Origin of the sequence: Mycobacterium sp. 1165178.9 (genome assembly GCF_001673555.1) — a bacterium.
In the GTDB taxonomy this organism is placed as follows: Bacteria; Actinomycetota; Actinomycetes; order Mycobacteriales; family Mycobacteriaceae; genus Mycobacterium.
In genome coordinates this window covers 1-19,131 of the sequence record NZ_LZMB01000086.1, presented here as the reverse complement: position 1 = coordinate 19,131, position 19,131 = coordinate 1, and the positions used below count along the sequence as shown (strand labels likewise).

Genomic DNA, 19,131 nt, shown 5'->3' with positions numbered 1-19,131 from the left:
CGCTCATCACGGTCGCAGGCAACCCGGTGCTGTCCACCCCCGCCGGTGACAAGCTCGACGCAGTGCTGCCGATGCTGGAAGCGATGATCTCCGTTGACCTTTGGCTCAACGAGACGACGCGGCACGCCGATGTGATTCTGCCCGGCCTGTCCCCGCTCGAGCAGCCGCACCACGACGATCTCATCCTGCTCTTCGCCATCCGCAGCATCGGCAGCACTGCGTCGAGCTTGTCACCGGCGGGGGTGGACAGCACCGGGTTGCCTGCGACCGTGATGAGCGCCTTGAGCTGTCCTTCGCCCGGGGTGGCGATCTCCTCAGCCATGCACGATACCGGCGCCTGCCCGAGCACCTCCTTGGCGCCGCGGACCCGAGTGTGCCAACGACCGAATTCGGGAGCGCCGCCCTCCAATCCGGGCAGCGGTTCCGTGGTGATCGACCATGCCGCCGGTTTGGGAAACATCGCCCCGCCAGGTCTGTCGAAATGCCCGGTGAGGATGTTGATGACGTCGACCAGCCAGCTGGCGAGGCTGCCAAACTCCTGGTTGCACAGACCGATTCGGCCGTACACCACCGATTTTTCGGTGCCGGCGAGCTCGCGGGCCAGCCGGCGAATGCGGTCCTCGTCGATGCCCGTGACGGCGCTGACCCGTTCCGGCGGCCAGTCCGCTGCGGCACGCCGCATGGTGTCGACACCCTCGATGTGCGGGCCGGGATCGATGAGGTCCTCGTTGAAGAGGGTGTGCGCGACGGCCAGCAACAGGGCCGCGTCCGTTCCCGGCACGATGGGAAGCCACTCGTCGGCGCGCGCGGCGGTCAGGGTTCGCACCGGGTCGATCACGATCACCTTGCCGCGTTTGCGGATCCCGCCGATCAGGCCCATCACGTCGGGCGCGGCCAACAGCGAGCCCTGCGACGCCGCCGGGTTGGCCCCCATGATCACCAGCAGGTCGGTGCGTTCGATGTCGGGCACCGGGAAGTTCCACCACCGGCCGTACATCAGATGCGACGACAGGTTCTTCGGCCATTGGTCGACCGTGCCCGGGGAATAGGTGACCGGCATGCCGGACATGCCCATCAGCACGCCCGCATAGCGGGCCAGCGAGAACGAATGCGCCAGCGGGTTGCCGGTGTAGGCGGTGACCGCTTTGATGCCGTACTTGTCGATCACCGGGGCCAGCAGCTCTGTGCAGCGGCGAAATGCCGCGTCCCAGCTGACTTCGCGCCACTGCCCGTCGACCTTGATCATCGGCTGGCGGATGCGGTCCGGATCGTCGTGCAGGGCCGCAAGCGAGGTGCCTTTGGGGCATAGATGTCCGCGGCTCCACACGTCGTCACGGTTGCCGCGAACGCCGGTGACTTTCCCGTTGTGAGGGCCGCCCTCGACGTGAATTTCCAAGCCGCACATGGCTTCACACAGCGGACACGTGCGCAGGTGCGTACCGTCTTCGCCCGGTTTCATTTACCCACTGTATTCCGCTACCACGCGTAGCGGAAGTCTCAAGGTTCGGGGTCAGCCCACCCAGGGCCCGATGCCGCCGACCTTGTCGACGTGGATGTGGGTGAGGTAGCCCGGCGGTGCGTTGTCAGGTGGGAATTTCGTGTTCGGATCGCCGAGCAGCGGATTGAGCTCCGCCAGCAGATCGGGGGCTCCGCCCTCGGTGATTCGGGCGGTCCCGGTAAGCGAGAGGTAGGGCCGCATCCCCTGGCCGGCCGCGTCCAGCGACACGATCGTCACGGCGACGCGAGGATCGCGACGGACGTTGCGGACCTTTTTGTGCTCGGAAAGGTGGGCGCTGACGAGTTCGTCGCCGTCCGGCGTCGACCGCAACGCCACCCAGACCACGCTCACCTGGGGGCTGCCGTCGGGATTGACGGTGACCAAAGTGGCATCCGCGCCCTTGCCGATGAGGTCGCGGGCGGCGTCGTTTAGTCTCATGAGTTTTTCTACGCCCACGCGCGGCGTTTCATTCCTGACGGCTTGACTAGGGACAGATTTGAATTTGGCCAGTTGACTGTACATGCGCGCGGCGCCCGACCTAGCGTCAAAGCACCAGCACGCAACCCGGAAGGAATTGGCCCGTTGAGCACCAACCATCAGCAGCCGACGGGCATCGAGTACCTGCGCGGTGAACTGCTCGATCGCTTTGACGCGCAACCCTTCGAAGACTGGTCGCCGGCCTTACTGCGTGCCCTGATCGCCGTCTTCGACCTGAACGGGGTCAAACCCACGGCCCGACACGGCTTTCGGCCCCACATCGTCAGGTAGCGCGTCCGCGAAAGTGGAACTGCCGACACCTTTCTCGAGAGGGCATGTCGGTAGTTCCACTTTCATGATTAGGCTCCGTCATAGCCAGGTGAGGAGTCATGACGGTGGAGATGTGGGAACTGATCGCCCGCGAGCGAATCCGGGACACCTTGGCGCGCTACAACTGGTCGGGTGACGCCGCACGGGTCGACGGGCTAGCGGAGACGTTCTGCGCGAACGGCATCCTTGAAATACGCGGTTCTGAACGGCTGTGCGGGCGCACGGAGATCGCGGCTTTCCTGGGCGGCGTCACCGGAAAGATCGCCGTACCGGCCGACGTCAAACCGATTGTGCGCCATAACGTCGCGAACGTGTTGTTCACCGAGGTTGCACCCGGCCAAGCCCGGGTCGACTCCTACTTCACCGTGGTCACCCACATCGGGCTCGACCACTGCGGCCGCTACCGTGACATCCTGGTACCCGAGGGTGACACCTGGCTGATCAAGCACCGCAAGGTCTCGACAGACTGGGCGGCGCCGGACTCGGCGATGGCCCGGGAGCCTTCCGGGACGAAGCGGTGACGCATAACCGGCAACCCGCCCCCGGCACCCGGGCGAGGGCGGGATTGCGATTTCGTTGAATGTGCCGACGAGATGTTTGCCGAAATGGCCTCAACGGCTACAGGTAAGAGTCACACCAAAAGATTGCGGCCGCCGGCGATGGTACGTCCTCTCAGGAGCTCCGGGGTGACCGCCGGTCACGTGACCAGCGGTCATGGCCGCGCAAAAGAGACGAGCAAGCATGCAACGACTCAGCGGGTTAGACGCGTTCTTTCTATATCTGGAATCGCCGACGCAGCCTTTGAATATTTGCTGTGTCCTGGAAATGGATCCCACGACCATGCCTGGGGGTTACACGTTCGAGCGCTTCCAAGAGGCGCTGTCGGTGCGGGTGGATGCGGTGCCCGAATTTCGCCTCAAGCTGGCCGACAACCATTTGAACTTCGATCATCCGGTGTGGGTGGATGACGATCGTTTCGATCTGGCTCGCCATCTTCACCGCGTCGCCCTGCCCTCGCCCGGAGGGCCGAAGGAATTAGCGGACATCTGCGGCCATGTCGCCGGGCTTGCACTCGATCGGGATCGTCCCCTGTGGGAAATGTGGGTGATCGAAGGCCTGCACGGCACCGACGCACTGTCCGTCGTCCTCAAGGTCCATCACGCGGTGGTCGACGGCGTGGGCGGGGCCAACCTGCTCGCGCAGTTGTGCAGCACCGTGCCGGACGCCGCGCCACCGGAACCGGCCGAGCGCACTGGCGCGTCGAATCCGCTGCAGATCGCCGCAAGCGGGCTGATTGGCGCGGCCTTGCGGCCGTGGCGGCTGGCTAAAGTCGTGCCGTCAACGGCACTGACCCTGGCACAAACGGTACTGCGCGCCCGCGGCGGCGGGCAGACGATGGCGGCTCCGTTCGCCGCACCCTCGACGGCGTTCAACGGCTCGTTCACCCGGCGCCGCAACATCGCTCTGACCAGCGTGGACCTCGAGGACGTGAAAACCGTCAAACGCCGGTTCGGGGTGACGGTCAACGACGTCGTTACGGCGGTGTGTGCGGGGGCGCTGCGGCAGTATTTGCAGGACCGCGGCGCACTGTCGGACCTCCCCCTGGTTGCCAGCGTGCCCGTATCCGTCCGCGAGCAATCGACTCGGGCGGGCCGCAACCAGATGACCTGGATGCTGTGCCGACTCGAGACTCACATCGACGACCCCGTGGAACGGCTGGCCACGACCGCGGCCGGAAACGCCGCGGCCAAGGACCACTCCGCGGCGATGGGCCCGGCCCTGCTGCACGACTGGACGCAAGTGGCCGGACAGGCCGTGTTCGGCGCGGCCAGGAAACTGCTGCCACGCATCCCCCTGCCGGACAAGCCGCCACACAACCTGGTGATGTCCAACGTGGCCGGCCCGCAAGAACAGCTCTACTTCCTGGGGTGCCGACTCGACGCGATGTATCCGCTCGGCCCGATCATCGCCGGCGCCGCGCTCAACATCACCGTGATGTCGCTGAACGGCCGACTCGGCGTCGGCATCATCTCCTGCCCCGACCTCGTTCCCGACCTGTGGGACCTCGCCGACGCGTTCCCCGCCGCGCTCAAAGAGCTGTTGAATTGCGGCGAGGGCGCCCACAACCCGCTCTGAGCTGCCCGGTCAGCGGAACCCGGTCTCCGGTCGCCGCCGCGGCATGGCAGGGTGACATCCGTGGCAGACACTTCTGAACCGACGGCCATCGTAGCGCAAGATCTGCATGAAATCAGCACTGAAAAAGGCGCTTTGCGCTACTACGACAGCGGCGGCCCGGAGTCCGCCCCGGTGCTGCTGTTCCTGCACGGGTCCGGTCCCGGTGTGACCGGGTGGCGCAACTTCCGCGGCGTGCTGCCCGCCTTCGCCGCCCACTATCGGTGCCTGATCCTGGAATTCCCCGGTTTCGGGGTCAGCGACGACTTCGGCGGCCATCCGATGGTCACCGCGTTCGGCACGGTGACTCCCTTTCTGGACGAGCTCGGCGTCGACAAGGTGCACATCGTCGGCAATTCGATGGGCGGCGGCGTCGGGATCAACTTCGCGACCCATAATCCGGAGCGCGTCGATCGGTTGGTGACGATCGGCGGCATCGGCACCAACATCTTCAGTCCCAGCCCCAGCGAAGGCATTCGGCTGCTACAGGAGTTCGTGGAGGACCCCACGCGGCAACGCCTCGTCGACTGGCTCAAGTCGATGGTTTACGACCAGGCGCTGGTCACCGAACAGCTGATCGAGGAACGCTGGCAGCTGGCCACCGACCCGGACACGCTGGCCGCGGCGCGGCGAATGTACGGCAAGGCGGCGTTCGCCGGCATGAATGCCGCGATGAACGCCTCCGACCGGCCACTGCCGTGGGCCACCATGCACAAGCTCACCGCTCCCACCCTGCTGACGTGGGGCCGCGACGACAGGGTGAGTCCGCCGGACATGGCGCTGATCCCGATGCGCACCATCCCCAACGCGGAGCTGCACATCTTCCCCAACTCGGGACACTGGGCGATGATCGAAGCCAAGGACGCCTTCGAAAGCACCGTGCTGGCGTTCCTTTCGCGCAACTAGCCGGCGGATCGTGAGAGCGGCGCTCCGCTATCGCTGCGTGGCCCCGGCGTCGACGGGCAGGACGACCGCGGTGATGTAGCGCGCCTCGTCGGAAGCCAGGAACAGCGCCGCGTTGGCCACGTCCACCGCGTCCACCCACGGCACCGCGAGCATGTTCATCGAGCGCGCGGCTTCGGCGAATTCCGCGCGCGTGGGCGGGCGGTCCAGGTCGGGCCTGAACGCGCTACTGACGAGGTCATTCTGGATCATCGGTGTGTCGACGTTGGTCGGATTGACGCAGTTGACCCGAACACCATGCGGTGCAAGCTCATTCGCCAGCGAGCGCATCAAGCCGATCACGCCGTGCTTGGCGGCGGTGTAGTGCGCGACGCCGACCAAACCGCGCAACCCCGCGATCGAACTCGTCAGGATCATCGACCCCGACCCGCGCGCGATCAGGTGCGGGGCCGTGGCGCGGCAGGTATGCCACACGCCGGTGAGACGTCGAGCATGGTGCGCCAGGCGCTTTCGTCCAAGTCGACCGCCATGCCGCGCGACGTGATTCCCGCGGTCGCACAGACCACGTCCAGGCCGCCGAACCGCTGGACGCCGCGGTCGGTGGCGGCCTGCATACCGGAAAGGTCACGCACGTCGATGATTTCGGCGTGTACCTGCCCGCCCGCCTCACTCACCAGCGACGCTGTGGTGTCGAGGTCGGCCGGGGTGCTGTGTGGGATGGTCACCGTGTCGACCGGGCCGCACACGTCGAGCGCGACGATGTCCGCGCCCTCCCGCGCGAACCGCACCGCTTGCGCGCGACCGATCCCCCGTGCCGCACCGGTGATCAGGGCGACCTTGTTGTGGAGCCGCCCGGTCATGTCGTCTTCTGCGTCAGACCGGCGTCGACGACGAGCTGTGTGCCGGTGATGTAGCGGGCCGCATCCGAGGCCAGGAACAGCACGGCGTTGGCGATGTCGACGGGCTCGACCCATGGCACCGGAAGCAGGTTTCGCGCCTGCAGCGCCTCGGCCGCATCGGCCGCGGTCGGGTTTTCCAGGTCCGGCCGAAGCCGCCGAAACGTGCTCTCGTTCAGCATCATTGGGGTGGCCACCGGGCCGGGATGCACTGTGTTGACCCGGATGCCGTGCGGCCCTAGCTCGTTGGCCAGCGTGCGGGCCAGACCGACCACCGCGTGCTTGCTTGCGGTGTAATGCGCGGTGTTGGGCAGGCCGCGAAGCCCGCTGGTGGAACTGATGATGACCACCGAGCCACCGCGGTCGCCTTCCCGAACGAACATGTGCGGCACGCTCGCCCGAACCGTATGCCAGACGCCGGTCAGGTTGATGTCGAGGGTGCGCTGCCAGACCTGAGGGTCGAGCTCCCAGGACGGAGCGCCGGGCAGGTGGACGCCGGCGTTGGCCACGACGACGTCGAGCCGGCCCAACTCGGCCACGCCGGCGTCGATGGCGGCGGTCACCGCCGCGAGGTCGCCGATTTCGCAAAGGCCGGTCGCGCACCTCCGACCACGGCCCTCGACTTCCCTTGCGGTGTCCCGTAACGCATCGGCCGCGGTTTCGGCGTCGAGAGCGATCACGTCGGCGCCTTCGTCGGCGAAACGCTGACAGTGCACCCGCCCGGTCCCTTTGGCGGCGCCGGTGACCACGACGACCTTGTCGAGTAATCCAGTCATCGCTCGATTAGATCGAAGCCGCGGTAGCCGGCGTCGGCGACCTCGGCGCAGATGTCGTTGTAGGTGGCGAACCCCCCGACGAACAGCATGAAGCCCCTGGGCTTTCCGGGCACGTTGGCGCCCATGTACCACGAGTTCGCCTTGGTGAACAGCGTCGCCTCGGCCCGGCGGGCGCATTCGGCACCCCAGCCGTCCACGCTGTCGACGGTGGCTTCCAGCGCGGCGTAACCGTGTTGGTCGAGGTAGGCGATGGCTTCCGCGATCCAGTTCACCTGAGCCTCCGCATGCAGCACCATGTTCGCCAGCACGGCGGGCGCTCCCGGGCCCGAGATCAAGAACAGGTTGGGAAACCCGTCGACGCCCAATCCGAGATAGGTGCGCGGACCGTGCGCCCAGTCCTCGTGCAGCGTCGCGCCGCCGCGTCCCACGATATCGATGCTGTCCAGCGCCCCGGTCATTGCATCGAAACCGGTTGCCAGCACGATCATGTCGAGGTCGTAGTGCGCCTCGTCCGTGTTGATGCCCGTGGCATCGATCGATTCGATCGGTGTGTTGCGGACACTGATCAGCGACACGTTGGGCCGGTTGAACGTCTGAAAGTAGTTGCTGTCGGTGCAGATTCGCTTGGTCCCGATCGGATGGTCGGTGGGGATCAGCAGGTCGGCGACGGCCGGATCGTCGATGACGGCCCGGACTTTCTCCTCGTAAAACCTGCGCGCCTCTTCGTTGGCTTCCAAATCGGTCATCTGATCCGGAAACGTCTTCGAGAACAGCACACCACCGAGCTGCCAGCGCTTTTCGAACGCCGCGCGTCGCTCCCCGGGGGTGAAGTGCATCGTCGGCCTCGGCGCGGTGAGGTGCGGTGACCCACCCCCGCTGCGCCACGACAGCGCGCGGCGCCGGGCGTAACCGGCCTTGATCTCGTCGAGCTCGTCGGCAGACAAGGGCTTGTTGCCAGCCGGGACGCTGTAGTTCGCGGTGCGCTGGAAGACGTACAGGTGCGCTGCCTGCTCGGCGATGATCGGAATCGATTGAATGCCCGACGATCCGGTGCCGATGACTGCCACCCGCTTGCCGGTGAAGTCGACGGGCTCGCGCGGCCAGTGCGCGGTGTGGTGGATCTCGCCCGCAAATGTATCCAGGCCAGGGAAATTCGGGGTCATTGCGGCGGACAGCGGGCCCGTAGCCATCAGACAGAATCGTGCCGACAGTACCCGCCCGGTGTCGGTGGTGACCGTCCAGCGCAGTGTCGACTCGTCCAGCACGGCGGAGAGCACGCGGGTGTCGAAGGCAATGTCGCGGCACAGGTCGAGTTTGTCGGCGACCCAATTCAGGTATTCGAGGATCTCGGATTGGGTCGCATACTTCTCCCTCCAGCGCCACTCTTGCTGGAGTTCGTCGGAGAACGAGTAGCAGTAGTCGACGCTCTCGACGTCGCAGCGCGCGCCGGGATACCGGTTGTAGTACCAGGTGCCACCCAGCTCGGGCGCCGCTTCCAGCACGCGGACCGAGAGGCCTTGGCTGCGCAACTTGTGCAAGGCGTACAGGCCCGCGAACCCCGCGCCGACCACGACGACATCGACATACTGATCCACAAGCCCTGACGGTATTGGCCCGTGCGTCGCGTGGGACCGGCTTTCCCGGTCACCGGACGCTTCGGACGAGTTTTCCCGGCCACCGGGCTCGTGCGCCCGCCGTCCCGCCCCCCATGGCCGACCATCGAGCGATGCCGGAAGTCGCACATGTCAACGTCGAGCTGGATGGCCAGCGGCATCGCTTGCGCTGGCCGCACGGCCAAACCCTGATCGATGCGTTGATCGACGCGGGCATCGATGCGCCGTTTTCGTGTCGGGAGGGACGCTGCGGGTCGTGCGTGGCGACCGTGCTCACCGGGCGAGTCGACATGGGCCCCTCCGACGTCTTGGACGAGGTGGATCTCGAGGACGGCCTGATACTCGCCTGCCAAGCGAGGGCGGCCGGCGCCGAGGTTCACGTCGAATTCTGATTGCCGGGTGTCCGCTCATCGGGATTTCCTTTGGGACGGCCCGGAACTGCGGTAGACCATTACTAGGCCCCAAAAGTAAGGACAGACGATATGAGCGACCGGGTACTCGATCAGGTAGTCGCCATGGCCGACCAGTTACGCGACCAAGCCGCGGAAGCCGAACGGATCGGCCGGCTCACCGACGACACCGTCAAGCTGATGAAGGGCGCGGGGCTTATCCGGCTGCTGCAGACCAAGCAGTACCAGGGCTTCGAGGTCCACCCGCGCGAGTTCGCCGAGACGACGATGGCCACCGCGGCACTGGATCCGGCGGCCGGCTGGATTGTCGGCGTCGTCGGCGTGCACCCCTACCAGCTGGCCTACGCCGACCCGAAGGTCGCCGCCGAGATCTGGGCCGACGACGTCGACACCTGGATGGCGTCCCCCTACGCGCCGCAGGGTGTGGCGAAACCCGTCGACGGCGGCTACATCTTCAACGGCCGGTGGCAGTTCAGCTCGGGCACCGACCATTGCGACTGGATCATCCTTGGCGCCATGCTCGGCGACGAGAAGGGGATCCCGCTGATGCCGCCGCAGATGCTGCACATGATCCTGCCGCGCAAGGACTACGAGATCGTCGAGGACTCGTGGAATGTGGTGGGGCTGCGCGGAACCGGCTCCAAGGACGTCATCGTCAAGGACGCGTTCGTGCCCGGCTACCGGACCATGGACGCCACCAAGGTGATGGACGGAACCGCTCAGCGCGAGGCAGGCATGACCGAGCCGCTGTACCTGATGCCGTGGTCGACGATGTTCCCGCTGGGCATCTCGGCGGCGACCATCGGCATCGCCGAAGGGGCGCTGGCCGCGCACCTGGACTATCAGCGTGAGCGCGTCGGCGCCACCGGAACCGCGATCAAGGACGACCCCTACGTCATGCACGCGATCGGCGAGGCGGCCGCCGACATCAACGCGGCCCGCCAGGAGTTGCTGGCCAACGCCGACCGCATCTACGACATGGTCGCGGCCGGCAAGGAGGTATCGTTCGCCGACCGCGCCGCCGGGCGCCGGACGCAGGTGCGCGCGGTGTGGCGAGCGGTGTCGGCCGTCGACGAGATCTTCGCCCGCTCGGGCGGCAACGCCGCGCGAATGGACAAGCCGCTGCAACGGTATTGGCGTGACGTGCACGTCGGACAGATGCATGCCATCCATGTGCCCGGCACCACCTATCACGCGTCGGCGCTGAGTTCGATCGGCATCGATCCGCCCGAGGGCCCGCTGCGAGCCCTGATCTGAGCAGGAGACCCATCCGTGAGCGACCTGAAAAGCCTGGGCTACATCACCATTTCGACCAACGACATCGACCGCTGGAGGCAGTTCGCCTTCGGCGTGCTGGGTTTCGCGGAGGGTAAGGGTCCCGATCCCTCGGCGCTGTATCTGCGGATGGACGAGCGCGCGGCCCGGCTGATCGTGGTTCCCGGTGAGACCGACCGGGTGCTGACCGTCGGCTGGGAAGTGCGCGACCACCCGGCGCTGCAGCGCGTGCAGGCCGCCCTCGACGGCGCCGGCGTGGCGTACAAACAGCTGTCCCCCGACGAGGCGGAGGCGCGCCGGGTCGAAGAGGTGATCACCTTCGAGGATCCCGCCGGCACCACGCTCGAGGTGTTCCACGGCGCGGTGCTCGACCACAGCCCGGTCGTCACGCCGTTCGGTGCGAAGTTCGTCACGGGCGATCAAGGCATGGGCCACGTGGTGGTGCCGGCCACCGACCCCAACGGGCTGTTCGACTTCTACACCGAGGTCCTGGGCTTCCGCGCCCGCGGTGCGTTCCGGGTGCCGCTGCCGAAAGAGTTTGGCCCGGTGCGGGTTCGGTTCTTGGGCATCAACGAACGACACCACAGCATGGCTATCGTCCCGGCCGCGCACCAGCGCGACCCCCGCCTAGTGCACATCATGGTGGAGGTCGACGCCCTGGACGCCGTGGGGCAGGCGCTGGACCGGGTCAACGCCGAGGGATTCCAGCTATCGTCCACCCTCGGGCGCCACACCAACGACAAGATGGTGTCGTTCTACGTCCGCGCACCGGGTGACTGGGACATCGAATTCGGCACCGACGGCATGCGTGTCGACGAAACCTATTACACCGCAGAGGAAATCACGGCCGACAGCTACTGGGGACACCAGTGGGTCGGCGAAATGCCCGCGGCGATGCGAATGTGACGGCACTGTCGCCGGCGCGCGGCGAAACCTCTTGCGTCACACAGTCCGGACATTTGGCAATGTGCCCGCCTCGCAGCGGCAACGTACAGATACACCGGTCAAGCACCCTCGTTGTCCCCGCGAGGCGGGCACAATTGCCCGTCCAACTTTCCTTTGACCTAAGTGGCAGAAGGGACTTCGAAGACAAATGACCGACTTGGACGTAACCCCGATCCCCGCCTCGACGGTCACCTCGTGGGATGACGAGGCCGACGTCATCATCGCCGGCTACGGCATCGCCGGGGCGGCGGCGGCCGTGGAGGCATCCCGTGCCGGCGCCGACGTTTTGGTGCTGGAGCGCACCGGCTCGTGGGGTGGCGCGGCGTCGATGGCCGGCGGCTTCATCTATCTCGGCGGCGGCACCCCGATCCAAAAAGCCTGTGGTTTCACCGATTCCGTCGACAACATGGCGGCCTTCCTCAACGTCGCGATGGGCCCCGGCGCCGACGAAGACAGGATCGCCGATTACTGCGCCGGCAGCGTCGCACACTTCGAATGGCTGGTTGGCTGCGGCGTCCCGTTCAAGGCGGAGTTCTTCTCCGAGCCCGGCTGGGAGCCGATGGGCGACCAGGGACTGATGTACAGCGGCGGCGAAAATTCCTTCCCGTTCAACACGCTTGCCTCCCCCGCGCCGCGCGGGCACGTCCCGCAGATGCAGAACAAAAAGCAGGGCGAGGCCAGCGCCGGCTACATGCTGATGAAGCCCCTGGTCGAAACCGCGTCCGCGGCCGGCGTGCGGGCGCGCTACGACGTGCGGGTGCAGCGACTGATCACCGAATCCGACGGCCGGGTGGTCGGCATCCGCGCCCGACGGTACGGGATCGAGATGAGCATCCGGGCGCGTACCGGGGTGGTGCTGGCCACCGGCAGCTTCGCCTACAACGACGCGATGGTCGCGCGCTACGCGCCGCGGATCGCCGGCCGGCCCGCCGCCTCGATCGAGCAGCACGACGGGCAGGCGATCCGGATGGCGCAGGCCCTGGGCGCGGACCTGGCCCACATGGACGCCACCGAGGTCGCGATCTTCATCGACCCGCAGCAGCTGGTGCGCGGCATCCTGGTCAACGGCCGCGGTCAGCGCTACATCGCAGAGGACACCTACCCGGGCCGGATCGGGCAGCTCACCCTCTACCAGCAGGACAACGTCGCCTACCTGATCATCGACGGCGAGGCACAGGAGGAGGCGATGGCCTCGTGGTCGCCGAAGTTGATGCTGCGCCCGGCGACCTGGGTGGCCGACACCGTTGCCGACCTGGAACGCGACATGGGGCTGCCGACCGGCTCGCTGCAGGCGACCGTTGCCGCATACAACGAGGGCGCCGAGCGCGGCGAGGATCCGCTGCTGCACAAGAAGCCGGAGTGGATCAAGCCGATCGGCTCCCCCGTCGGCGCCGTCGACCTGCGCGAGAACACCGGTGGGTTCACCCTGGGCGGCCTGGCCACCACGCTGGACGCCGAGGTGCTGCACGTCAGCGGCGCGCCCATCCCCGGACTATTCGCCGCCGGCCGGTGCACCGCAGGCCTGGCCGCGTGGGGTTACGCCAGCGGCGTCTCGCTGGGCGACGGGAGTTTCTACGGGCGCCGCGCCGGCCGTTCCGCAGCCAAGGGCTGACACAGCGATCTACATCGCCGTTGGCGTCTTCAGTGCGCTGACGGCGTTGAGTGTGCCTCCTGGGCCGGGGTTCGCGGCCATATTTCGCCGTCAGCGCACACCCGGCAGACCCACACTTGTCCGGGCGGTCTTCCGCGCGCTATGTGACAGCGGCCACAGCGGTGTGGTACAAACAAATAGTCCTAATAGGAATATGCCAGCCAGATAGCTCTAGCCAGGAGGGCCGGATGCCAGTGACAGCGGAATCAGCCACACCCACGGCGGTCATCGATCGCATCTCGCTCGTCCTGGATGCCTTCGACGGGCCCGGGCGCCTCACGCTGGCCCAGATCGTCCGGCGCACCGGCCTGCCGCGCTCGTCGGCGCACCGGATGCTCGAACGCCTGGTGCAGCTGCGCTGGCTGCGTCGCAGCGGCCGCGACTACGAGCTGGGCATGCGCCTGGTCGAGTTGGGCTCGCTGGCCGTGCACCAGGACCGCCTGGTGCGGGCCGCCTCCCCGCTGCTGGGCGAATTGCACCGCGCCACAGGGCTCGTCGTGCATCTCGCGGTTCTGGATGGGCCCGACGTGGTCTACCTCGACAAGGTTGGCGACTCGCCGCTGGCGCCGATACCCACACGGGTGGGCAGCCGTCAGCCCGCGCACTGCACCGCCGTCGGCAAGGCGATCCTGGCCTACCGTGACGAGGATGCCCCGGTGGATCTGCGGGTTCGCAGAACGAAGTACTCGATTGCTACCGGCTCACAGCTGGCCGTCGAGTTGTCTCGGGTGTGCGCGCACGGCGTCGCCTTCGAACGCGAAGAATCGCTCCTCGGTTTCGGTTGCATCGCAGCGCCGATCGGGAGTCCGGGTGAGGCCGTCGCCGCAGTCTCGGTGTGCGGCCCGATGAATCGCATGATGTTCGATCAGCGGTTGGCCGCCCCAGTCCGGATGACGGCGATGGGCATTTGGCGCAATGTCGAAGACGGCCCGCGGCGGGTGGCGCCGACTCTGCAGCCATTGCGTCCCCTGCGTCCCGTGCCATCGCGCGCCTTACAGTACGCGTGAACATCGTGCCGGTGAGCGGGACGAATGCCGAAGTCCATCGGGAAATTTCCTAGCCTCGACCTATGGCTGAAGGGCGCGTCTACGTGATCGACCGGGTGACCACCCGCCCGGGCTGCGGCCGCAAATTCGTTGACGCTTACCTCAGCGGCTACGCGCCCGGGGCGCGAGAGCGTGGTATGACCTTGGAGCAAGTGCTGGTAAGCCCACCGATCTGGTTCATGGATCAGAACAACACGGTCACCATCATCTGGTCACTGCCGAACCCGCGGGCGTGGTGGCAGATGACGTGGCTGGGCCGGCCCGATCCCGCTGTGGGCCAATGGTGGACCGATATCTGCGAGCTGGTTGTGGAGCGCACCCGCAGTGTTGCCGCCACCGCCGGCGACATAGAAAAACTGGGCGATGTATAGCGTCATCAATTTGATCGACGTGGCCGCCGGCACCGGCGCGCAGGCCCGCGATCGGCTGCTGGCGGAGCTTCGCGGCGCCGCAATGGAACTCGGCGCGCGACACGTGCTGGTGGAGCCGACCCTGCCGGGTACCCGCAACGGCGGCGACATACTGGTGCATCTGCGGTTCGCCGACAAACGCGAATGGGACTCTGTTGCAACGCAACTCACCGGTGCGCTGCGTGATCCCGTGGTGGGCCGTGTCAACGGCGCCACCTACAGCGGTATCCCCGTGAGCACCGAATGGGCGGCGAGCCCGGGCACGGTCTACCGCACGCTATTGCTGCGCGTGGCGCCCGGCACCGGGGAGGGGGCCATCGCGCATTTCGAGGCCGACCTGCGGCTGCTGCCCCGGTATGTGCGAACCATCACCGCTTGGCAACTGACCCAGGTGGAGAATGCCATCGGCGCTTCGAAGTGGACTCACGTATTCGAACAGCAATTCACCGACGTCGAAGGACTGATGGGTCCGTATTTGATGCACCCAATTCATTGGGCCTGGGTCGATCGCTGGTTCGATCCCGAATGCCCCGAGGTCATTGTGCGAGACCGCATCTGCCACAGCTTTTGTCGAAGCGACACGGCTGTCCTCAGCTGAACGGCAGAGCGACGCCAGCGTCCAGTCGCGGTCATCCATACTCCTTTCGCGCTATTGGCCCGCGGCCAGGATATTGGGGTTCGCGGATGCCGGCGGCTCCAGTCGCGGGAGCTCGGACTTACCGTCGAGGCTATGCACCGCCAGCCGTTGCGACCACGGGTAGTGCAGGCTGAATGCGACCAACCCGGTGCGCTGCGCGGCCGGCAGATGGCACATCGCAAGCACGGTCTCCGCCAGATACTCTACCGGCTCGGTGAAGAACGTCTCCGGTATCAGCGACGACGCGCCCGGGGTACGAACGGCCGTCGACGGGCCGACACAGTTGACGGCGATGTTGGCGTCGAGCAACTCGGCAGCCACCCCCTGGGTGAAGCGATGCAGGGCGGCTTTGCACGACGCGTAGACGACGTCACCGGAGGTTTTGTTGTAGTCACGGTACGGTCGCACCGGGGCTACACCGGTGACCGAGCCGATGTTGACGATCCACCCGCCACCCTGTTTGCGCATATGTGGCACCGCAGCTTTGGTCAAGGCGAACGGCGTGCGGAGATAGTGCTCGATGGTCCGGTCGAAGGTTTCCAGCGACATGTCCTCGATGACCGAGTAGTCGGCGAAACCAGCGTTGTTGACCAAGATGTCGATGCGGCCGGTGCGGTCCAGCACCGCGTCGACCAGGCCCTCACGCGCCGAGCCGTCCTCGAGGTCGGCGGTCAGCCCGAAGGCCGATCCGCCAGCTTCTTCGATTAGCGCGACAGTCTCGTCGATCGTTCCCGGTATCGCCGAACTGATCCCGGCCCGGGTGGACGGTGACGGCTGGTTGGCACGCGCCGTGACCGCGACCGTCGCGCCCTCCGCGGCCAGTCGCTGGGCGATGGCGCGTCCGATGCCTCGGCTGCTGCCGGTGACCAAAGCCGTTTTGCCGGTGAGTATCTGGCTCATCGCAACGTGAAATGGTCTTCGATCGGCGCGCGGTGTTGCTGCCAGACATCGACCAGCCGATACGGCGTCGCCACCACCACCCGGCCCGACCCCGACCGGTAGTAGGTGTGCGCATTCGGCGTGTGGCACCACACCGTACCGCTCATCGTCTCGTCGATCTCCGCGACGTAGTCCTCGTAGGCCCGCTGAGTGACTTCCATCGTGGCGGCACCGCGTAGCGCCATCAGCTGCAGGCATTCGATGATGTAGTGCGCGAGCACCTCCATCGAGAAGTTCGCCCCGGCACCGTGACCGGGGCTGTAGTTCGGTGCCGACATGGTGAACAGGTTGGGGAATCCCGGCACCGTGCCGCCCCGGTAGGCACGCGGGCTGTCACCCCATTCGTCGCTCAGCTTCTTGCCGTCACGCCCGCGGATATCGATTGTGGACAAGAAGTCCAGGTAATAGCCGGTGGCGTAGATGATTACATCGAGGTCGATCTGCTGACCGTCCTGTGTGACAATGCCTTTCTCGTTGACCTGGGCGGGTTCACCGGCCTCCACATCGACGTGACCGCGCGTCAGCGCCGCGTAGTAGCCGCCCGGATCGCGGATGATCCGCTTGCCGTACGGCGCGAAGTCCGGTGTCACCTTCCGAGCCAGCTCCGTGTCTCTGCCGAAAGTCTGCTCGATGTATTGCAGACACAACTGCAGAAGCACGTCATTGGCCGCAGAGATGGACAGGTGGTCCTTGGCCCACTCGGGATCCTGCAGAATGACCGGATAGTTGTTATCCGCAGTGCCCCAATAGGATTTCAGCCGATTCCAATTCGCGTAGTACGGCAGGTGACGCCCGAGGTAGCGCCGGTGGGCGGGCACCTGGTCGGTCGGACGTTTTCGCGGCGCCACCCAGTGCGGCTGACGCTGGAACACCGTCAGGTGCTCCACCACGTCTACACACGCGTCGACGATCTGCACCGCCGTGCATCCGGCGCCGATGATCGCTACCTTCTTGCCGCCGAGATTCACCGAAGGATCCCACTTCGCCGAGTGAATGCTGGTGCCCGCGAACGTTTCCCGACCCTTGACATCGGGCCAGCGCGGGCGGTTGAGGTAGCCGGCAGCGGTGATCACGACGCTTGCGTAGCTGACGTCGCGACCTTCGGCACCGACCGAATGGATCTGCCACCGGTTGCGGTCTGCGTCCCACCACAGGGCCTCGACCTCCCTGCCGAACCGGGTGTGCTCGCGCAGCTTGTACTTGTCGGCCAGTGCCACGAGATAGCCTTGATATTCCGCACCTTGTGGGTAGTAGCTACTCCAGTCCGGGTTGACTTCCCAAGACAGCGAGTAGTACGCCGACGGCGTATCGACGCCGATGCCCGGATAGGTGGTGGTCAGCCAGGTGCCGCCGACTTCCTCGTTGCGGTCGAAGATTTCGTAGGACACGCCCTCGGCTGCGGCCGCCAGCGCGACGCTCATTCCCGCGATGCCCGCCCCGACGATGGCGATGTTGACACTCTGGGGAATCGGCACCGTGCGCGGCAACGTGGGCTGTGAGCGGTGAAATCCCCCCTGCTCGAGCAGCAGGTCCACCTGCTCGTCATCGACCTCCGAACCCAGCGCGATCGGCAGCAGCCGGGCGAACAGGTCCCGGTCGGCGGCGGGCACCGCATCATGGGGCCGCGGCTGATTCAGCGCGTCGATGATGGCGTTGACCAGCGCCTCGGCAGTATCGGGGTCGGTGACGCCGGCCCGTTCGGGCGGATCGGGAATGTGCGAGATCTTGCGCGCGTAGGTATCGATCACCGATGGGTCGCCGGTGAGCTGAGCCAGCGCCGCCAACAGCACGCCCGGGTCAGCCTGGCGCAGGTTGTCCCGCAGTTCGCCGGGGTCAGCAGCGGCGGGGCCGGTGGGCGACGTCGATTCCGTGGCGGCGGTCATGCCGTCGAGTATCGAAGCAGTCGGGTGAGGCGCGCGGCCATCTGTCTACTCAGCGGGACACGAGTAGGGCCGCAGCGCGGTGCCCGGCATACCCTTCGGCGCGTGGTGTTCCACTGACCGGGCACCCGCGGAGTCATCGGCGCCACTTCGGGGTTGACTCACCAGTATGAGCAGCCACCTCACCCTTCCGGAACTGCAGGAGTTCATCGGAAACTTCTGGTACCACTACGACGAAGCGCACTACGACGAACTTGCCGCGACCTACGCCGAAGACGTGCACTATGTGACCCGCAGCGATTCGGGAGCCAGCCCCTTCGAAGAATTGATGTCACCCGAACTCACCGGACGTGACGCGGTGATGGAATGGCTGTCCGAGCATCGCAAGCAGAGCCCATACCCGTTGCGCCACCACGCCACCAACGTGCACCGCACCGGAACCGACGGTGACGTGACCCGCGCACGCTTCTATATCCTCGTCAATCAAATCGCGAATTTCGTGCCGTTCGCGGTATCGAGCGGCGTCGTCAACGTCGGGGTGCGGCGGGAGGCTACCGGGCTCGTGTTCACCGAGATGGACGTCGTGCTCGACGCGACCGACTCCGTCCTGCTGTCGGAGCTCAGCGTCGACAGCGCTACCGGTTCGTGAGCGCACGCGAAACATTCTCTGGCGGAGTCGCCGTCATCACCGGGGCCGGCGGCGGGATCGGTGCGGGACTGGCGCGATACGCCAGCCGCCTGGGCATGACCGTGGTGCTGGCCGACATTGACGTCGTTGCGATCGCCGCGCTGCGCGACGAGCTTCGCACGGCGGGCGGCACGGCGGTAGACATCGGGTGCGACGTGCGGGACCCGGAGGCCGTCCAGCAACTCGCCCACCGTGTTTACCGCGACGTCGGCCCGGTGCGACTGTTGGTGAACAACGCGGGGGTCGAACAGTTCGGCTACCTGTGGGACACACCGGTGCCCAACTGGCAGCGGGTCGTCGACATCAACATCAGCGGGGTATTTTTCGGCGTACGGGCTTTCCTGCCGAAGATGATGGCCACCGATGAACAAGCGTGGGTGTGGAACCTGTCGTCGGTTGGCGGTGTGGTGGCAATCCCGTTGCAGGCGCCCTACATCATGAGCAAGCACGCGGTCCTGGCGTTGACCGAATGCCTGCATCTGGATGTAAAAATGGCCGGTCACGAGCACCACATCCACGTCCAGGCCGTGCTGCCCGGCGCGGTGGTGTCCAACATCTTCGAGTCGGCAGGCGGCGTCGATTCCA

General features: G+C 66.3%; 19 protein-coding genes and 1 pseudogene. 13 read left to right on the top strand and 7 right to left on the bottom strand.

Annotated features, from left to right (window positions below):
* A partial coding sequence (locus A5652_RS04530) for a molybdopterin-dependent oxidoreductase (protein ID WP_232001083.1) occupies window positions 1-1,459 on the bottom strand: 1,459 nt, incomplete at its 3' end.
* Between the two features lie 51 nt (window positions 1,460-1,510).
* Window positions 1,511-1,936: a PPOX class F420-dependent oxidoreductase gene (locus A5652_RS04525; RefSeq protein ID WP_067347077.1), complete on the bottom strand. Its 426-nt coding sequence runs from the start codon at window positions 1,934-1,936 to the stop codon at window positions 1,511-1,513.
* A 144-nt stretch (window positions 1,937-2,080) separates the two neighbouring features.
* On the opposite strand from A5652_RS04525, the gene A5652_RS04520 reads away from it, so the two are divergent.
* The 4 genes from A5652_RS04520 to A5652_RS04505 all read left to right on the top strand — a co-directional run bounded on the left by A5652_RS04520 (window position 2,081) and on the right by A5652_RS04505 (window position 5,383).
* The gene (locus A5652_RS04520; protein WP_067347071.1) at window positions 2,081-2,266 is read left to right on the top strand and encodes a hypothetical protein; all 186 of its coding nucleotides are present in this window, start codon (window positions 2,081-2,083) and stop codon (window positions 2,264-2,266) included.
* A 104-nt stretch (window positions 2,267-2,370) separates the two neighbouring features.
* Window positions 2,371-2,826 carry a nuclear transport factor 2 family protein gene (locus tag A5652_RS04515; RefSeq protein WP_067347075.1) on the top strand — a complete coding sequence of 152 codons (456 nt, stop codon included), beginning with the start codon at window positions 2,371-2,373 and terminating at the stop codon, window positions 2,824-2,826.
* 220 nt (window positions 2,827-3,046) lie between these two features.
* Window positions 3,047-4,441, top strand: coding sequence for a wax ester/triacylglycerol synthase family O-acyltransferase (locus tag A5652_RS04510; RefSeq protein WP_067347069.1), 1,395 nt, complete (start codon window positions 3,047-3,049; stop codon window positions 4,439-4,441).
* 60 nt (window positions 4,442-4,501) lie between these two features.
* The gene (locus A5652_RS04505) at window positions 4,502-5,383 is read left to right on the top strand and encodes an alpha/beta fold hydrolase (RefSeq protein ID WP_067347067.1); all 882 of its coding nucleotides are present in this window, start codon (window positions 4,502-4,504) and stop codon (window positions 5,381-5,383) included.
* Window positions 5,384-5,410: 27 nt separating this feature from the next.
* Here A5652_RS04505 and A5652_RS04500 read toward each other — a convergent pair.
* From A5652_RS04500 to A5652_RS04490, 3 genes and pseudogenes are all read right to left on the bottom strand, one after another.
* A pseudogene (locus A5652_RS04500) lies at window positions 5,411-6,240 on the bottom strand (mycofactocin-coupled SDR family oxidoreductase).
* Window positions 6,237-7,052: a mycofactocin-coupled SDR family oxidoreductase gene (locus A5652_RS04495; protein WP_067347065.1), complete on the bottom strand. Its 816-nt coding sequence runs from the start codon at window positions 7,050-7,052 to the stop codon at window positions 6,237-6,239. Before A5652_RS04495 ends, A5652_RS04500 begins: the two are co-directional and overlap by 4 nt.
* On the bottom strand, window positions 7,049-8,647 hold the full coding sequence (locus tag A5652_RS04490; RefSeq protein ID WP_232001082.1) for an NAD(P)/FAD-dependent oxidoreductase: 1,599 nt from the start codon (window positions 8,645-8,647) through the stop codon (window positions 7,049-7,051). The genes A5652_RS04495 and A5652_RS04490 overlap by 4 nt, the downstream gene beginning before the upstream one ends.
* Before the next feature lie 131 nt (window positions 8,648-8,778).
* Between A5652_RS04490 and A5652_RS04485 the strand changes: the two genes are divergently transcribed.
* From A5652_RS04485 to A5652_RS04455, 7 genes are all read left to right on the top strand, one after another.
* Entirely contained in the window at window positions 8,779-9,057 is a 279-nt protein-coding gene (locus A5652_RS04485; RefSeq protein WP_067347063.1) for a 2Fe-2S iron-sulfur cluster binding domain-containing protein, read from the top strand.
* A gap of 90 nt (window positions 9,058-9,147) precedes the next feature.
* Entirely contained in the window at window positions 9,148-10,332 is a 1,185-nt protein-coding gene (locus A5652_RS04480; protein ID WP_067347061.1) for an acyl-CoA dehydrogenase family protein, read from the top strand.
* Between the two features lie 15 nt (window positions 10,333-10,347).
* Window positions 10,348-11,256 carry a biphenyl-2,3-diol 1,2-dioxygenase gene (gene bphC, locus A5652_RS04475; protein ID WP_067347059.1) on the top strand — a complete coding sequence of 303 codons (909 nt, stop codon included), beginning with the start codon at window positions 10,348-10,350 and terminating at the stop codon, window positions 11,254-11,256.
* A gap of 187 nt (window positions 11,257-11,443) precedes the next feature.
* Window positions 11,444-12,907, top strand: a complete 1,464-nt coding sequence (locus tag A5652_RS04470; protein ID WP_067347057.1) for an FAD-dependent oxidoreductase — start codon at window positions 11,444-11,446, stop codon at window positions 12,905-12,907.
* Between the two features lie 227 nt (window positions 12,908-13,134).
* On the top strand, window positions 13,135-13,953 hold the full coding sequence (locus tag A5652_RS04465; protein ID WP_067347054.1) for an IclR family transcriptional regulator: 819 nt from the start codon (window positions 13,135-13,137) through the stop codon (window positions 13,951-13,953).
* A 62-nt stretch (window positions 13,954-14,015) separates the two neighbouring features.
* A complete protein-coding gene (locus A5652_RS04460) occupies window positions 14,016-14,363 on the top strand; it encodes a hypothetical protein (protein WP_067347052.1) in 348 nt (115 codons plus the stop codon).
* The gene (locus A5652_RS04455) at window positions 14,356-15,000 is read left to right on the top strand and encodes a Dabb family protein (protein ID WP_067347050.1); all 645 of its coding nucleotides are present in this window, start codon (window positions 14,356-14,358) and stop codon (window positions 14,998-15,000) included. The genes A5652_RS04460 and A5652_RS04455 overlap by 8 nt, the downstream gene beginning before the upstream one ends.
* Before the next feature lie 51 nt (window positions 15,001-15,051).
* On the opposite strand, the gene A5652_RS04450 is transcribed toward A5652_RS04455, so the two are convergent.
* Entirely contained in the window at window positions 15,052-15,939 is an 888-nt protein-coding gene (locus tag A5652_RS04450; RefSeq protein ID WP_067347047.1) for an SDR family NAD(P)-dependent oxidoreductase, read from the bottom strand.
* Entirely contained in the window at window positions 15,936-17,861 is a 1,926-nt protein-coding gene (locus A5652_RS04445) for an NAD(P)/FAD-dependent oxidoreductase (protein WP_067347044.1), read from the bottom strand. Before A5652_RS04445 ends, A5652_RS04450 begins: the two co-directional genes overlap by 4 nt.
* Before the next feature lie 166 nt (window positions 17,862-18,027).
* Between A5652_RS04445 and A5652_RS04440 the strand changes: the two genes are divergently transcribed.
* Window positions 18,028-18,507 (top strand): nuclear transport factor 2 family protein, encoded by a 480-nt coding sequence (locus A5652_RS04440; protein ID WP_067347042.1) that lies wholly within the window; start codon window positions 18,028-18,030, stop codon window positions 18,505-18,507.
* Window positions 18,504-19,131, top strand: a 628-nt coding sequence (locus A5652_RS04435; protein WP_067347040.1) for an SDR family NAD(P)-dependent oxidoreductase, incomplete at its 3' end; no start/stop codon positions are given. The genes A5652_RS04440 and A5652_RS04435, both read left to right, overlap by 4 nt.

Bases quoted from the DNA above. Each gene is read 5' to 3' on its own strand.
- A5652_RS04460 (WP_067347052.1), top strand. From the start codon at position 14,016: ATGGCTGAAGGGCGCGTCTACGTGATCGACCGGGTGACCACCCGCCCG.
- A5652_RS04455 (WP_067347050.1), top strand. From the start codon at position 14,356: ATGTATAGCGTCATCAATTTGATCGACGTGGCCGCCGGCACCGGCGCG.
- A5652_RS04485 (WP_067347063.1), top strand. From the start codon at position 8,779: ATGCCGGAAGTCGCACATGTCAACGTCGAGCTGGATGGCCAGCGGCAT.
- A5652_RS04450 (WP_067347047.1), bottom strand. From the start codon at position 15,939: ATGAGCCAGATACTCACCGGCAAAACGGCTTTGGTCACCGGCAGCAGC.
- A5652_RS04445 (WP_067347044.1), bottom strand. From the start codon at position 17,861: ATGACCGCCGCCACGGAATCGACGTCGCCCACCGGCCCCGCCGCTGCT.
- A5652_RS04480 (WP_067347061.1), top strand. From the start codon at position 9,148: ATGAGCGACCGGGTACTCGATCAGGTAGTCGCCATGGCCGACCAGTTA.
- A5652_RS04525 (WP_067347077.1), bottom strand. From the start codon at position 1,936: ATGAGACTAAACGACGCCGCCCGCGACCTCATCGGCAAGGGCGCGGAT.
- A5652_RS04510 (WP_067347069.1), top strand. From the start codon at position 3,047: ATGCAACGACTCAGCGGGTTAGACGCGTTCTTTCTATATCTGGAATCG.
- A5652_RS04440 (WP_067347042.1), top strand. From the start codon at position 18,028: ATGAGCAGCCACCTCACCCTTCCGGAACTGCAGGAGTTCATCGGAAAC.
- A5652_RS04470 (WP_067347057.1), top strand. From the start codon at position 11,444: ATGACCGACTTGGACGTAACCCCGATCCCCGCCTCGACGGTCACCTCG.
- A5652_RS04495 (WP_067347065.1), bottom strand. From the start codon at position 7,052: ATGACTGGATTACTCGACAAGGTCGTCGTGGTCACCGGCGCCGCCAAA.
- A5652_RS04465 (WP_067347054.1), top strand. From the start codon at position 13,135: ATGCCAGTGACAGCGGAATCAGCCACACCCACGGCGGTCATCGATCGC.